Below are 15,197 nucleotides of genomic sequence, written 5' to 3'. Positions count from 1 at the left end.
TTGTTTGGACAGGCTGAATTGATTCTTACTGGAATATTCCAGAGTTAGACTCAAGCAAGGGTCCGGTCTACATGGACCGGGCTCTTTTATTTAACAGGAAATTCTGATGGAGCTTCCTGTTAAATAAAGGGCACTATGTGCTCAAAATGCGTATTCGTGCGAAAACGTAGATTGCCGCAAGCGACTGCGCTTAGCACGGGGATATGCCCGGGCACATCCCATTTAAACGAAATGTAAACAGGAGGCAGGATTATGCTTAACAAAAAATCTGTAGATGATATCAATGTAAAAGGGAAAAAAGTCCTTGTAAGATGCGATTTTAACGTACCGCTGATCGATGGAAAGATCACAGACGAGAACCGTCTTGTTGCAGCACTTCCTACAATCAAGAAACTGATCGCTGACGGAGGAAAAGTAATCCTCTGCTCACATCTTGGTAAACCGAAGGGAGAACCGAAACCGGAGCTTTCTCTTGCACCGGTCGCAGTAAGACTTTCAGAACTTCTCGGACAGGAAGTAAAATTCGCAGCAGATCCTGAAGTAGTAGGACCAAATGCAAAAGCAGCAGTTGAAGCTATGAAAGATGGAGAGGTAATCCTTCTTGAAAATACACGTTACAGAGCAGAAGAAACAAAGAACGGAGATGAATTCTCTAAGGAACTCGCTTCTCTTTGTGATGTATTCGTAAACGATGCATTCGGAACAGCTCATCGTGCACACTGCTCTAACGTTGGTGTTACCAAATATGTTGATACAGCAGTTGTAGGATATCTTATGCAGAAAGAAATCGATTTCCTTGGAAATGCAGTAAACAATCCGGAAAGACCGTTCGTTGCAATCCTTGGTGGAGCTAAAGTTTCAAGCAAGATTTCTGTAATCGAAAACCTGATCGATAAAGTAGACACTCTGATCATTGGTGGAGGTATGTCTTATACATTCAGCAAAGCACAGGGCGGAACCGTTGGAAAATCTCTTCTTGAAGAAGATTACTGTGAATATGCACTGAACATGATTCAGAAAGCTAAAGACAAAGGCGTAAAACTCCTTCTTCCGGTAGACAACGTAATTGCAGATGATTTTTCAAATGATGCAAATATCAAAGTTGTTAAAGCTGGCGAAATTCCGGAAGGATGGGAAGGACTTGACATCGGACCAGAGACAATCAAGATCTATGCTGACGCTGTAAAAGATGCAAAGACAGTTGTATGGAACGGACCTATGGGTGCATTCGAGATGCCGAACTTTGCAAAAGGAACAGAAGAAGTCGCAAAAGCACTTGCTGAGACAGATGCAGTAACAATCATCGGTGGTGGTGATTCGGCAGCAGCAGTTAACCAGCTCGGATACGGCGACAAGATGACTCACATCTCTACAGGTGGCGGAGCTTCCCTTGAATTCCTTGAAGGTAAGGAACTGCCAGGTGTAGCAGCTGCTAACGATAAATAAGCAGCGTCTGTAATTAAGATAAAATAAGGGAGATTATTGCAATGGCAAGAAAGAAAATTATTGCAGGTAACTGGAAAATGAATATGACACCTTCAGAGGCAGTAGAGCTTGTGAATACACTCAAATCTCTGGTTGTGACAGAAGAGGCTGACGTGGTATTCTGCGTACCGGCAATCGATATCATTCCGGTTGTAGAAGCTGCAAAAGGAAGCAACATCCAGGTTGGAGCAGAGAATATGTACTTTGAAGAAAAAGGTGCATACACAGGAGAAATCTCTCCGAACATGCTTACAGATGCTGGTGTTAAATATGTTGTTCTCGGACACTCTGAAAGAAGAGAATACTTCGCAGAGACAAACGAGACTGTGAACAAAAAGATGCTGAAAGCATTTGAACACGGACTTACACCGATCATGTGCTGTGGAGAAACTCTTGAACAGCGTGAACAGGGTGTGACAATGGACTTCATCCGTCAGCAGGTTAAAGTTGGATTCCAGAATGTAACAGCAGATCAGGCTAAGACAGCAGTTATCGCTTATGAGCCAATCTGGGCAATCGGAACCGGTAAGACAGCTACAACAGAGCAGGCTCAGGAGGTTTGCAAAGCTATCCGTGAATGTATCGCTGAAGTTTATGATGAAGCTACAGCAGAAGCAATCCGTATTCAGTACGGCGGATCTGTAAATGCAGCTACAGCACCGGAATTATTCGCTCAGCCGGATATCGATGGTGGACTTGTAGGTGGTGCTTCTTTAAAACCAGATTTTGGTAAGATTGTAAACTGGAAATAGTCAATTATACCAAGGCGCAGGCAGAAATGCCTGCGTTTTTCAGCTGTCAAAGTTTTAACAAGTGCTTGCAAGCATATATAAAATCATGTACAATATTTAACTGAAAGAGAAATCAAACGCTTTAAGACAAAATGAAGGAGTGTAAGACGATGAGTAAAAAACCAACAGTTTTGATGATCTTAGACGGTTACGGTCTGAGAGATGAAAAGAAAGGCAACGGTATTGCAGAGGCAAACACACCGGTTATGGATAAATTAATGGCTGAATATCCGTTTGTAAAAGGAAATGCAAGCGGACTTGCTGTAGGACTTCCGGACGGTCAGATGGGTAACTCGGAAGTAGGTCATATGAATATGGGTGCAGGACGTATTATTTACCAGGAGCTCACCAAGATCACAAAAGCAATCGCTGATGGCGATTTCTTTGAAAATAAGGCACTTCTTGCAGCCTGTGAAAATGCGAAGAAGAACGGTACAGCTCTTCATCTGATGGGACTGGTATCTGATGGTGGTGTACACAGTCATATTACACATATTTATGGAATTTTGGAACTTGCAAAGAGACAGGGGCTGGACAAAGTATATGTTCACTGCTTCCTTGACGGACGTGATACACCTCCGGCATCTGGAAAAGAATATGTTGAACAGTTAGAAGCAAAGATGAAAGAAATCGGTGTAGGTGAAGTTGCAAGTGTTTCCGGACGTTACTATGCAATGGACCGTGACAACCGTTGGGACCGTGTAGAAAAAGCATACGCAGCACTTACACGCGGCGAAGGTGACACAGCAGCATCAGCAACAGAAGGAATCCAGGCTTCTTACGACAAAGAAGTAACTGACGAATTCGTAGTACCATTTGTAGTGACAAAAAACGGTACACCGGTTGCAACTGTAAAAGACGGAGATTCTGTGATCTTCTTTAATTTCCGCCCGGATCGAGCAAGAGAAATCACCAGAACATTCTGTGCGGATGATTTTGACGGATTTGACAGAGAAGAACGTATCAAGACAACTTATGTATGTTTTACAGAGTATGATGAGACAATTCCAAATAAAATGGTTGCATTTGTAAAAGAAGGCATCACGAATACATTTGGCGAATTTCTTGCAGCAAACAACATGACACAGGCAAGAATCGCCGAGACAGAGAAATATGCACATGTTACCTTCTTCTTTAATGGTGGAGTAGAAGAACCGAACAAGGGAGAGGACAGAATCCTTGTCAAATCGCCTAAGGTTGCAACTTACGATCTGAAGCCGGAGATGAGTGCATATGAAGTATGTGACAAGCTTGTAGATGCAATCAAAGCGGACAAGTACGACGTAATCGTAATTAACTTTGCAAACCCGGATATGGTTGGCCATACCGGTGTAGAAGCAGCAGTGATCAAAGCAATTGAAGCTGTTGATGAATGTGTAGGAAAAGCAGTTGATGCAGTGCAAGAAGTTGGTGGACAGATGTTTATCTGCGCTGACCACGGAAATGCAGAACAGCTGATCGATGAAGAGACAGGAGAACCATTTACCGCTCATACAACGAACCCGGTTCCGTTCATTCTTGTAAATGCAGATCCTGCATATAAGCTTCGTGAAGGCGGATGCCTTGCAGACATCGCTCCGACGCTGATCGAGCTGATGGGAATGCAGCAGCCAGCAGATATGACTGGAAAATCATTATTAGTAAAATAGTAAATATATTTGCCCGGAATCATGAAAATGGTTCCGGGTGTTTTGTTGTCAGAAGAGCAAAACATACTGCAGGAGAAAAGAAAATATGCTGCATATAAATCTGATCTACTCTTTTTGAAAAGCATTGAAATGGAAAAATGCATGAAATGAAAAACAAAAATTCAAAAAAACACATTTAAATCAACAAAAATCACGATATATCATATTTATATGCAAGAATTAGTTGACGAAAAATCATTTTTCCTATATACTTACTACTTGTAGTGAGTTTTGATGTTGTCAAAACAGCTGAAAGAAACTGCAGATGGCAGATTTCGGAAGTATAAAGTACGGCAAGAAACACACAATGATTAGTTGATGATTATGGGAGGTTTTCAAGATGACTGCATATAGAGATATGAGTAGAGAAGAACTGCTTGAATTAAAGAGCAGACTGGAAAAAGAATTTGAAGATGTTAAAGGAAAAGGTCTGAAACTGGATATGTCCAGAGGTAAACCGTCCAAAGCACAGCTTGATCTTTCTATGGGGATGATGGATGTACTTAAGAGCACATCAGATCTTGTCTGCGAAGAAGGAGTAGATTGCCGTAACTATGGAGTGATCGATGGAATCAAAGAAGCAAAACAGCTTCTTTCTGATATGATGGAAGTACCGAAGGATAATATTATCATCTTTGGTAACTCCAGCCTGAACGTAATGTATGATACTGTTGCAAGAGCGATGACACATGGTATCATGGGAAGCACCCCTTGGGCAAAGCTTGACAAGGTAAAATTCCTCTGCCCGGTACCTGGATATGACAGACATTTTGCAATCACCGAACATTTTGGAATTGAGATGATCAATATTCCAATGACGTCGGATGGACCGGATATGGATCTGGTAGAGCAGTATGTGGAGAATGATCCGGCTGTAAAAGGTATCTGGTGTGTACCGAAATATTCTAACCCACAGGGAATCACTTATTCTGATGAAACCGTACACCGTTTTGCGAAATTAAATCCAGCGGCAGAAGATTTCCGTATTTTCTGGGATAATGCATATGGAATCCATCATTTGTATGAGGATAAACAGGATTATCTGATCGAGATTCTGATGGAATGTAAAAAAGAAGGACATCCGAACATGGTTTACAAATTCGGTTCTACTTCCAAGATCAGCTTCCCGGGTTCTGGTATTGCAGCAATTGCGGCATCCGATGAAAACCTTGCGGAAATCCGCAAGATGATGTCCGTACAGACCATCGGTCATGATAAATTAAACCAGCTCAGACATGCGCGTTTCTTCGGTGATATCCATGGAATGGTTCAGCATATGAAGAAACATGCAGATATCTTAAGACCGAAATTTGACACCGTATTAAATGTACTGGAAAGTGAGCTTGGCGAACTTGAGATTGGTTCCTGGATGGCACCGCGAGGAGGATACTTCATTTCCTTCGATGCGTTGGATGGATGTGCCAAAGCAATCGTAGCAAAAGCAAAAGAAGCCGGACTGATCATGACAAAAGCGGGAGCAACCTTCCCATACGGAAAGGATCCAAAAGACAGCAATATCCGAATTGCACCGTCCTTCCCGACACCAGAAGAACTGGAAGTTGCAGCACAGGTATTCGTACTCAGCGTAAAACTGGTAAGTATTGATAAAATTCTTGGCGAAAAAGTAGAAGTCGAAGAAGCTTAATATATGTGAGAAAACAGTGGACTTTCCCGAAAGGGAGTCCGCTGTTTTTTTAAATAAAGGTTGTGTGGTCGATTTTACAAAAGAAAGTCCTCCAATTCCATTGTGCAAACCATTCCGATGAGCCTCTTAGGGCGGGAAGCGTGTTCAGCAAAGGCTTCCACGCTTCCTGAGTCTCATCTACATTGCACAAAAAGTGAATTGGCGGACTTTCTTTTGTAAAATCGACCGTTTAACTGTACTGGTAAAAATGACGGTGCTGAATTCGGAGAGAAAAAACTGTAAAGAAAGATATTACACTAATCTTCCCTTCCGACTGCAATTCCCTAAATCCTAGTCCTCACCACCCAAAAAACTTTCGCATATGTAAAACAAAGTTACCAATATACAGACCAGAGAAAACAAAGTACTCCCTCACATGAATTTGCACTACGGAGTTCAAGACTCAGGAATCGTGGAAGCCTTTGCTGAACACGATTCCTGCCTTAAGAGGCTTGAACGAAGTGGTTAGTGCAACTGAATGTGAGGGAGTACTTTGTTTCCTCTGGTCGTCTTATTGCAACCAAATATATTTTACATATCCTAAATTTCTACATCTTCTTCTGCGCAGTCGAAAGCATCAGTTTGATGCGGTTCAGCTGGTTTACTTCGCTTGCTCCCGGATCATAATCGATTGCAACGATGTTGGATTCCGGATGACGGCGGCGCAGTTCTTTAATAACACCTTTTCCGACTACGTGGTTTGGCAGACAGGCGAAAGGCTGTGTGCAGACAATGTTTGGTGCACCGCTGTGGATCAGCTCCAGCATTTCTCCGGTAAGGAACCATCCTTCACCGGTCTGGTTTCCAAGAGAAACAATTTCTTTTGCCATCGAAGCCAGGTGTTCAATATGTGATGGTGGATCGAAGCGTTTACTTGCTTTTAATGCATCAACGGCAGGCTTGCGGAACCATTCCAGAGCCTTGATTCCGAGATTACCCATGCGGGCGGTTGATTTCTTCATGCCGAGATGTTCTGCTTTAAAGTTTGTATTGTAGAAGCAGTAGAGCAGGAAGTCGGTCAGATCCGGAACCACGGCTTCGGCACCTTCCTGTTCAAGAAGATCTACCAGGTAGTTATTGGCAGCTGGAAGGAATTTAACAAGGATTTCTCCGACAACTCCGACACGTGGCTTTTTGACATCTTTTAATGGAAGAGAATCAAAATCTTCTACGATCTGGCGGCAGAGACGCTTAAATTCGTGTCTGCTTGGATAACCTTTCTTGATAAATTCGATAACTGTCTTTTCCCATTTCTTATGCATGGTATTGGCAGAGCCTGGAACAGCTTCATATGGGCGGACACGGTACAGGCAGCGCATGAAGAGATCACCAAATATCAGACCATACACACCTTTCAGTACAAGTGGAAGGGTGATCTTGAATCCAGGATTGCTTTCAAGTCCGCTTAAGTTGATTGAAATAACAGGGATATGTCCGTAACCGGCTTTTTTAAGAGCACGGCGGATAAATCCGATATAGTTGGAAGCACGGCATCCGCCACCGGTCTGCGAAATAATGACAGCCAGGTGGTCGGTGTCATATTTGCCGGAAAGGATAGCCTCCATGATCTGTCCAACTACCATCAGAGACGGATAGCAGGCATCATTGTTTACATATTTAAGGCCCATGTCAACTGCATGCTTGTTATCATTTTTCAGTACTTCCAGTTTGTAGCCTGCTTCCTGGAAGGCTGGCTCAATCAGTGAAAAGTGGATCGGTGACATCTGCGGACACAAAATGGTATAGGTTTCCTTCATTTCCTTTGTAAAAGGAATTTTTTCGATATTTGCCGGACGAATGGTGCGCTCCATATGCTTCTGCTCGCGGACGCGGATGGCGGCGAGAAGAGAACGGATACGGATACGTGCAGCACCCAGGTTATTAACCTCATCAATCTTAAGAGAGGTATAAATCTTGTCGGAACCGGTCAGAATATCTGCAACAGCATCGGTTGTTACGGCATCAAGACCGCATCCGAAAGAGTTCAGCTGGATCAGATCCAGATCATCTCTTGTCTTTACAAAATTGGCTGCTGCGTACAGTCGGGAATGATACATCCACTGATCCATAACAATCAGCGGACGTTCTACCGGATTCAGATGGGAGATAGAATCTTCCGTCAGAACGGCAAGTCCGTAGGAGGTGATCATCTCCGGGATACCGTGGTTGACCTCCGGATCGTAATGGTATGGACGACCGGCAAGTACAATGCCGCGGGTTCCTGTCTTTTCCATGTAAGCGAGTGTTTCTTCACCCTTTTTGCGGATGTCCTGACGGCATGCAGCAAGTTCTTCCCATGCAGCATGAGCGGCATTTTTGATTTCTTCTGCTGGAAGATTCTTTGCAGAAGTAAATTCACGGACCAGTCCGTCTGTGATTGTCTCTTCGCTTGTGAGGGCGAGGAATGGATTCATGAAATCCACTTCACCGTGTACGATCGGATCCATATTGTTCTTGATGTTCTCCGCGTAGGAGGTGACGATCGGGCAGTTATAATGATTGTCGGCATCGGCAAATTCACTACGTTCGTATGGTATGCAAGGGTAGAAGATAAAGTCTACACCATGGTTGATCAGCCACTGTACATGTCCGTGCGCCAGCTTTGCCGGATAACACTCGGATTCGCTCGGAATAGATTCAATACCAAGTTCATAAATCTTATGTGTAGAAGCAGGAGAGAGTACCACATGATATCCCAGCTTTGTGAAGAAAGTAAACCAGAACGGATAGTTCTCATACATGTTCAGAACTCTCGGAATACCAACCGTTCCACGTTTTGCTTCGGATGGATCTAATGGGGTGTAACCAAAATAACGTTCATTTTTATAAGCGAAAAGGTTTGGTACATCACTCTTTGCTTTCTCTTTTCCAAGACCGCGCTCGCAACGGTTTCCGGAAATAAAACGACGTCCGCCGCTGAATTTGTTGATGGTCAGACGACAGTTGTTGGTACAGCCGTTACATTTTGCCATTGAGGTTGTATAGGTAAGTTCATTGATTTCATCAATGGAAAGCATGGTTGTATTTTTACATTCTTTGAAACCATAGCGTTCTCTTGCAATCAGTGCAGCTCCAAAAGCACCCATGATTCCTGCAATATCCGGACGGATTGCCTGACATCCGGCGATGGTCTCAAAGCTTCTGAGCACGGCATCATTGTAGAATGTACCACCTTGTACAACAATTTTTTTACCAAGCTCAGATGCATCGGATACCTTGATAACCTTGAAAAGGGCATTTTTAATAACCGAATAAGCAAGTCCGGCTGAAATATCGGATACTTCAGCACCTTCTTTTTGCGCCTGTTTTACCTTTGAGTTCATAAATACGGTACAACGGGTACCGAGGTCAATCGGATGTTTCGCAAAAAGTGCTTCATGTGCAAAATCCTCTACGGTGTAGTTCAGGGATTTGGCAAAAGTCTCGATAAAGGAACCGCATCCGGAAGAACATGCTTCGTTGAGCTGTACGCTGTCTACAGTCTGATTCTTGATCTTGATACACTTCATATCCTGACCACCGATATCGAGGATACAGTCTACATCCGGTTCGAAGAAAGAAGCGGCGTAATAGTGAGATACGGTTTCAACTTCGCCTTCATCCAGAAGAAGTGCGGCTTTAATGAGCGCTTCTCCGTAACCGGTTGAGCAGGAGTGAACGATCTGTACGCCTTCCGGAAGCTGGCTGTAAATATCCTTGATCGCACCGATGGTCGTACCAAGAGGATCACCGTCATTGCCATGGTAGAAGGAGTACAAAAGAGTACCGTCTTCTCCGACCAGAGCGGCTTTCGTGGTGGTAGAACCGGCATCGATTCCAAGGTAGGCATTACCGCGGTAGCTGGCAAGATCACCAACCGGCACCTGATGCTTTGCATGGCGGTTCTTAAATTCATTGTAATCTGCTTCACTGGAAAAGAGTGGCTGCATACGCTCAACTTCAAAGTCCATTTCAATATGGGCATCCAGCTTTTTCTGCATCTCACCAAGAGAGGTGACTACATCCTTTTTAGAGTTCAGCGCAGAGCCGACGGCTGCAAAAAGATGGGAATACTTTGGTGCGATAATGTGTTCGTCATCCAGCTTGAGAGTACGGATAAACGCTTCTCTCAGTTCAGAGAGGAAATGAAGCGGTCCACCGAGGAAAGCAACATGTCCGCGGATTGGTTTTCCGCAGGCAAGACCACTGATGGTCTGGTTGACGACTGCCTGGAAAATAGAAGCAGACAGGTCTTCTTTGGTAGCACCGTCATTGATCAGCGGCTGGATATCTGTCTTGGCAAATACGCCACAGCGAGCTGCAATCGTATAAAGTGCTTTGTAATTTTTGGCATATTCGTTCAGACCGGTTGCATCTGTCTGGAGAAGGGACGCCATTTGATCGATGAAAGATCCGGTACCTCCGGCGCAGATTCCGTTCATACGCTGCTCAATATTTCCATTTTCAAAATAGATGATCTTGGCATCTTCGCCGCCCAGCTCGATCGCTACATCGGTCTGTGGTGCATAATCCTGAAGAGCGGTGGAAACGGCAACAACCTCCTGGACAAAAGGTACGCCAAGATGCTTTGCCAGAGTAAGACCACCTGATCCGGTAATCATTGGAGATACCTTGATCTGACCGAGTTTGTAGATAGCACGGCCAAGCAGATCAGAAAGGGTTTCCTGAATATTGGCGAAGTGACGCTCGTAATCAGAAAACAGAACATCATTATTACTGTCCAGAACTGCGATTTTAACAGTTGTAGAACCGATGTCAATTCCCAGGGTATGTAATTCTGTCTGATTCATGATTTAACTACTCCTTATTACAATTAAAAAATTTGTCTGTGTTATTACCTATTAAATGTAGTTCGCAGAGAACTACAGTATCTTACATTATACGACAGAACCAACGAAAATACAAATAGAAGTTGTGTATGGCATTGTAGAAAAAAGTGCCTGGAAGTGAACAAAAGATGTAAATTATGTGAAAAGAGAGTAAAGAGGTGGAATGGAATTGACAAAGTAAAAAGCAGACGATAAAATAACATACGTGGAAGGAGAGTTTGAATGAAGAACTGGTTAGATAAAATGGAGCGCAGGTTCGGGCGCTATGCAATTAGAAATCTTACGATGTATCTGCTTGCAGGCTATGCAATCGGATATCTTTTGAGTTTTACGATGCCACAGCTTCTTACCTATTTTACACTGGAACCAGCACTGATTTTGAAAGGGCAGGTGTGGCGACTTCTAAGCTGGGTGATCATCCCGCCGAATGACAATATTATTTTTGTTATCTTTATGATGCTGTTATACTATTCCCTTGGTAATACGCTGGAAAGCTACTGGGGGGCATTTCGTTACAATGTTTACATTTTTTCAGGAATATTATTTACAGTTATTGGAGCTTTTATTGTGAATGGACTGATCGGAGGCATTACCGGATTTGGAAGTCTTTACAGTACTTACTATATCAATATGTCCATTTTCCTTGCATGTGCATCCATCATGCCGGATTATCAGCTTTTGCTTTACGGCATTATCCCGATCAAGATGAAGTGGCTTGCAATTCTGGATGTGGTTCTGCTTGCGGTAGACGCAGTGCAGGGCGGTCTGATCATACGGATCGTGATCATCGCATCCCTTTTGAACTTTATTATTTTCTTTTTCTGCAACCGGAATCTGCGTGGACACAGTCCGAAACAGGCTGCCCGCAGAAAGAAATTCCAGAAGCAGATAAGCCGTCCGCAGAATCAGTATGCAGGCGGTGCAAAGCACAGATGTGCAGTGTGCGGTCGTACTGAACTTGACGATCCGACACTGGAGTTCCGTTATTGTTCAAAGTGTAACGGGAATTATGAATATTGCCAGGACCATCTTTTCACACACGAACATGTGAAGTAGAGTTCTAACATAGAATCAAATTGAATAATAAGAGGAGGAAACAATGAAAAAAACCAAGATTGTTTGTACAATGGGACCAAACACCAACGACAGAGAAATGATGAGAAAGCTGATCCAGAATGGAATGAATGTGGCACGTTTCAATTTCTCACATGGTGATCATGAAGAACAGAAATTCAGAATGGATATGCTCAAAGAACTTCGTGAAGAGGAACATGCAAACACAGCAATCCTTCTAGATACAAAGGGACCGGAAATCCGTACAGGAATTCTGAAAGACGGAAAGAAAATTACTTTAAAAGAAGGAGAAACCTTCACTCTGACAACAGAAGATATCATAGGAGATAATAAGAGAGTATCTATCACATATAAGGGACTGGTACAGGATATTTATAAAGGCTGCACCATTCTGATTGACGATGGTCTGATCGGACTTCGTGTAGAGAGCAAGACAGAGACAGAGATTGTCTGTTCTGTAGTAAATGGTGGAGAACTTGGCGAAAGAAAAGGTGTTAACGTACCGAACGTAGCCATTCGTCTTCCGGCTATTACAGAAAAAGATAAGGATGATATCCGTTTCGGTGTAGAGCAGGATATTGACTTTATCGCAGCATCATTTGTAAGAAATGCAGAGTGTGTACTTGAGATCAAGGCATACTTAAAAGAACTCGGCGCTCCGTATATTCCAATCATTGCAAAGGTAGAGAACGCAGAAGGCATTGAGAATATTGATGAGATCATCCGTGCGGCTGATGGTATCATGGTGGCACGTGGAGATCTTGGTGTAGAGATTCCGGCAGAGGAAGTGCCGCATCTCCAGAAAATGATCATCCAGAAATGTAATGACAACTTTAAGACTGTTATTACTGCAACACAGATGCTGGATTCCATGATGCGTAATCCGCGTCCGACAAGAGCAGAAGTGACGGACGTTGCCAATGCGGTATACGACGGAACAGATGCAGTTATGCTTTCCGGAGAGACAGCACAGGGGAAATACCCTCTGGAAGCACTCCAGATGATGGTTCAAATTGTAGAGACGACAGAGGAACATCTGGACTATGATTCCATTCTTGCTAAAGCCGGAGATCATCTGAAGTCAGGTGTGTCCAGTGCAATCGGATATGCTTCTGTACTTGCGGCAGCGAACCTGAATGCAAGATGCATCATCACTCCATCTGTATCCGGTGCAACAACAAGGGTTGTATCCAACCTTCGTCCGAAGCAGGAAATCCTTGGAATTACACCGAACGAACGTACCCTTCGCCGGATGTCGATCTACTGGGGCGTAAGAGGATTGAAGTCTCTGGAATTCCATACAACAGATGATATCTGCAGTGGGGCAATTGATCTTGCACAGGCAAAGAAATGCGTGGACAGTGGAGATATTGTTGTCCTGACAGCTGGTATTCCTTCACCGAGCGTACAGCGTGAAAAGGGTTCTGTAAGTAATATGATGCGTATTGCAACCATCGACTAGACGAAAGAGAGATGAACAGAATGAAAAAAGAACCATTCGTAACAAAGACACAGTTAGATGAAATCGTAAAAGAATATCCGACTCCGTTTCATCTTTATGATGAAAAAGGGATTCGTGAAAATGTAAAAGCACTCAAAGAAGCATTTGCATGGAACAAAGGATATAAAGAATATTTTGCAGTAAAGGCAACTCCAAACCCATATATCCTCAATATTTTAAAAGAATATGGATGCGGATGTGACTGCTCTTCCTATACAGAGCTTTTAATGTCTGAGTCTGTCGGACAGGTTGGAGAAAATATTATGTTTTCTTCCAATGATACACCTGCAGAGGAATTTGCACTTGCTGATAAGCTCGGCGCGATCATCAACCTGGACGATATCACACACATTGATTTTCTGGAAAAGACGATCGGAAAGATTCCGGAGACAATCAGCTGCCGTTATAATCCGGGTGGACTTTTCAAAATTTCCAACAGCATTATGGATAATCCGGGAGATGCCAAATACGGTATGACAACTGAACAGATTTTTGAGGCATTCAAGATCCTGAAGTCCAAGGGCGCAAAAGAGTTCGGTATCCATGCATTCCTTGCAAGTAATACTGTAACTAATGAATATTATCCGACACTTGCACGTACTTTGTTTGAAGTAGCAGTTAAGCTTCAGAAGGAGACCGGTGTACATATCAAGTTCATCAACCTTTCCGGTGGTGTGGGAATCCCTTACAAACCGGATCAGGAACCGAACGATATCAAGGTGATCGGTGAAGGTGTAAGAAAAGTGTACGAAGAGGTTCTTGTTCCGGCTGGAATGGGCGATGTGGCGATTTACACAGAGCTTGGCCGTTTTATGCTTGGACCTTATGGATGCCTTGTGACAAAAGCAATCCATGAAAAGCATACGCACAAAGAGTACATCGGTGTAGATGCATGTGCCGCAAACCTGATGCGTCCGGCTATGTATGGTGCCTACCATCACATTACTGTCATGGGAAAAGAAAATGAACCATGCGATCATACTTATGATGTGACTGGTTCTCTGTGCGAGAATAATGATAAATTTGCAATCGACCGTCAGCTTCCGAAGATTGACATGGGAGATCTGCTTGTGATCCATGATACCGGAGCACATGGATTCTCTATGGGATATAATTACAACGGACGTCTTCGTTCCGCAGAAGTTCTTCTGAAAGAGGACGGAGGTACACAGCTGATCCGCAGAGCAGAGACGCCGATGGATTACTTTGCAACTTTCGACTGCTTCCCGGTTTATGAGGAACTTAAGAAGAATACGGAAGAAGCGGATAAGCTCGGAAAATAGAATTATAAGCTGAGATAGAAAACGCCCCTGGATTTTGATATGCTACCCTCATATAGGACAATGAAATATAAAAGTCCTATATGGGGGTATTTTCATGTTCAGAAAGAGTAAGATAGAATCAGTAGAAAAAGTAAAAATAGTCGAACGCTACCTTGCAGGAGAAATTGGCATACGGCAAGCAGGAAAAGAATTGGGAGTTGATCATCATAGTATTCGAAATTGGATTTCTATTTATCAGTATGATGGACCAACTGGATTACTCAATCAACCGAAAAACAAATCTTATTCAAAAGATTTAAAAATATCTGCTATAAATGATTATCTTAACGGAGAAGGATCTCTTCAGGATATTTGCACAAAATACGGAATTCGTTCACACAGACAGCTTTCCGATTGGATTAAGGTGTATAATTCTGGTGCAATGGCACTCAAATATGATTGTTCCTATCAACAAGTTCGCAATTGGGTAATACGATACGAAAAGATGGGTCAAGCGGGTCTGGAAGACAGACGTGGACGTCGTATAGCTTCTCTTCCAAGCAGAACACCTGAAGAACATACTGGCGGAAGGAAAGCGCATCCTCTCCAACACGGAAGGTACCGCGGGGCACGCGGGAACCGTGGCGGCTGTAACCGCCTAAACGCTCGGGGAGAGGACGTAAGACCCTAGAGGACCAATATCGGTCCCCGACGGCAGACCTCACAGAACCGAGAATTCCCTGGTTTTAACTACGGGGAGTGTCAATTTAGCGGATTGGCCCTTACCATTGCTAAAACCAATGGTTTTACAACCGTTTTGGTAAATTATAAGCTGCATAGGACGATAGTATTATGCTATAATAATAGATATTGAAAAGAAAAG

At 43.4% G+C, this 15,197-nt stretch carries 9 protein-coding genes; 8 read left to right on the top strand and 1 reads right to left on the bottom strand.

What is annotated here, in order from left to right; genetic code table 11:
* Positions 1-252: 252 nt before the first annotated feature.
* The 4 genes from PGU50_RS03005 (at position 253) to PGU50_RS02990 (ending at position 5,609) form a co-directional block, all read left to right on the top strand.
* Positions 253-1,446 (top strand): phosphoglycerate kinase, encoded by a 1,194-nt coding sequence (locus tag PGU50_RS03005; RefSeq protein WP_022220114.1) that lies wholly within the window; start codon positions 253-255, stop codon positions 1,444-1,446.
* Between the two features lie 41 nt (positions 1,447-1,487).
* Complete coding sequence (gene tpiA / locus PGU50_RS03000) at positions 1,488-2,237, top strand: triose-phosphate isomerase (RefSeq protein WP_008372272.1); 750 nt, start codon at positions 1,488-1,490, stop codon at positions 2,235-2,237.
* A 149-nt stretch (positions 2,238-2,386) separates the two neighbouring features.
* Complete coding sequence (gpmI, locus tag PGU50_RS02995) at positions 2,387-3,925, top strand: 2,3-bisphosphoglycerate-independent phosphoglycerate mutase (protein WP_270246102.1); 1,539 nt, start codon at positions 2,387-2,389, stop codon at positions 3,923-3,925.
* Positions 3,926-4,304: 379 nt separating this feature from the next.
* On the top strand, positions 4,305-5,609 hold the full coding sequence (locus PGU50_RS02990; protein ID WP_270246101.1) for an aminotransferase: 1,305 nt from the start codon (positions 4,305-4,307) through the stop codon (positions 5,607-5,609).
* A gap of 587 nt (positions 5,610-6,196) precedes the next feature.
* On the opposite strand, the gene PGU50_RS02985 is transcribed toward PGU50_RS02990, so the two are convergent.
* A complete protein-coding gene (locus PGU50_RS02985; RefSeq protein ID WP_270246100.1) occupies positions 6,197-10,438 on the bottom strand; it encodes a 2-hydroxyacyl-CoA dehydratase in 4,242 nt (1,413 codons plus the stop codon).
* Between the two features lie 261 nt (positions 10,439-10,699).
* Between PGU50_RS02985 and PGU50_RS02980 the strand changes: the two genes are divergently transcribed.
* The 4 genes from PGU50_RS02980 to PGU50_RS02965 all read left to right on the top strand — a co-directional run bounded on the left by PGU50_RS02980 (position 10,700) and on the right by PGU50_RS02965 (position 15,005).
* On the top strand, positions 10,700-11,533 hold the full coding sequence (locus tag PGU50_RS02980) for a membrane protein (RefSeq protein ID WP_008372258.1): 834 nt from the start codon (positions 10,700-10,702) through the stop codon (positions 11,531-11,533).
* A gap of 43 nt (positions 11,534-11,576) precedes the next feature.
* Positions 11,577-13,013 carry a pyruvate kinase gene (gene pyk, locus PGU50_RS02975; RefSeq protein WP_270246099.1) on the top strand — a complete coding sequence of 479 codons (1,437 nt, stop codon included), beginning with the start codon at positions 11,577-11,579 and terminating at the stop codon, positions 13,011-13,013.
* Positions 13,014-13,033: 20 nt separating this feature from the next.
* Entirely contained in the window at positions 13,034-14,335 is a 1,302-nt protein-coding gene (locus tag PGU50_RS02970; RefSeq protein ID WP_022220112.1) for a diaminopimelate decarboxylase, read from the top strand.
* 94 nt (positions 14,336-14,429) lie between these two features.
* Positions 14,430-15,005: a transposase gene (locus tag PGU50_RS02965; protein ID WP_270246098.1), complete on the top strand. Its 576-nt coding sequence runs from the start codon at positions 14,430-14,432 to the stop codon at positions 15,003-15,005.
* Positions 15,006-15,197 lie beyond the last annotated feature (192 nt).

Source organism: Coprococcus sp. AM11-30B, assembly GCF_027674365.1.
In the GTDB taxonomy this organism is placed as follows: Bacteria; Bacillota; Clostridia; order Lachnospirales; family Lachnospiraceae; genus Allocoprococcus; species Allocoprococcus comes.
The sequence above is the reverse complement of the archived record's forward strand: the minus strand, read 5'-3'. Positions and strand labels throughout refer to the sequence as shown.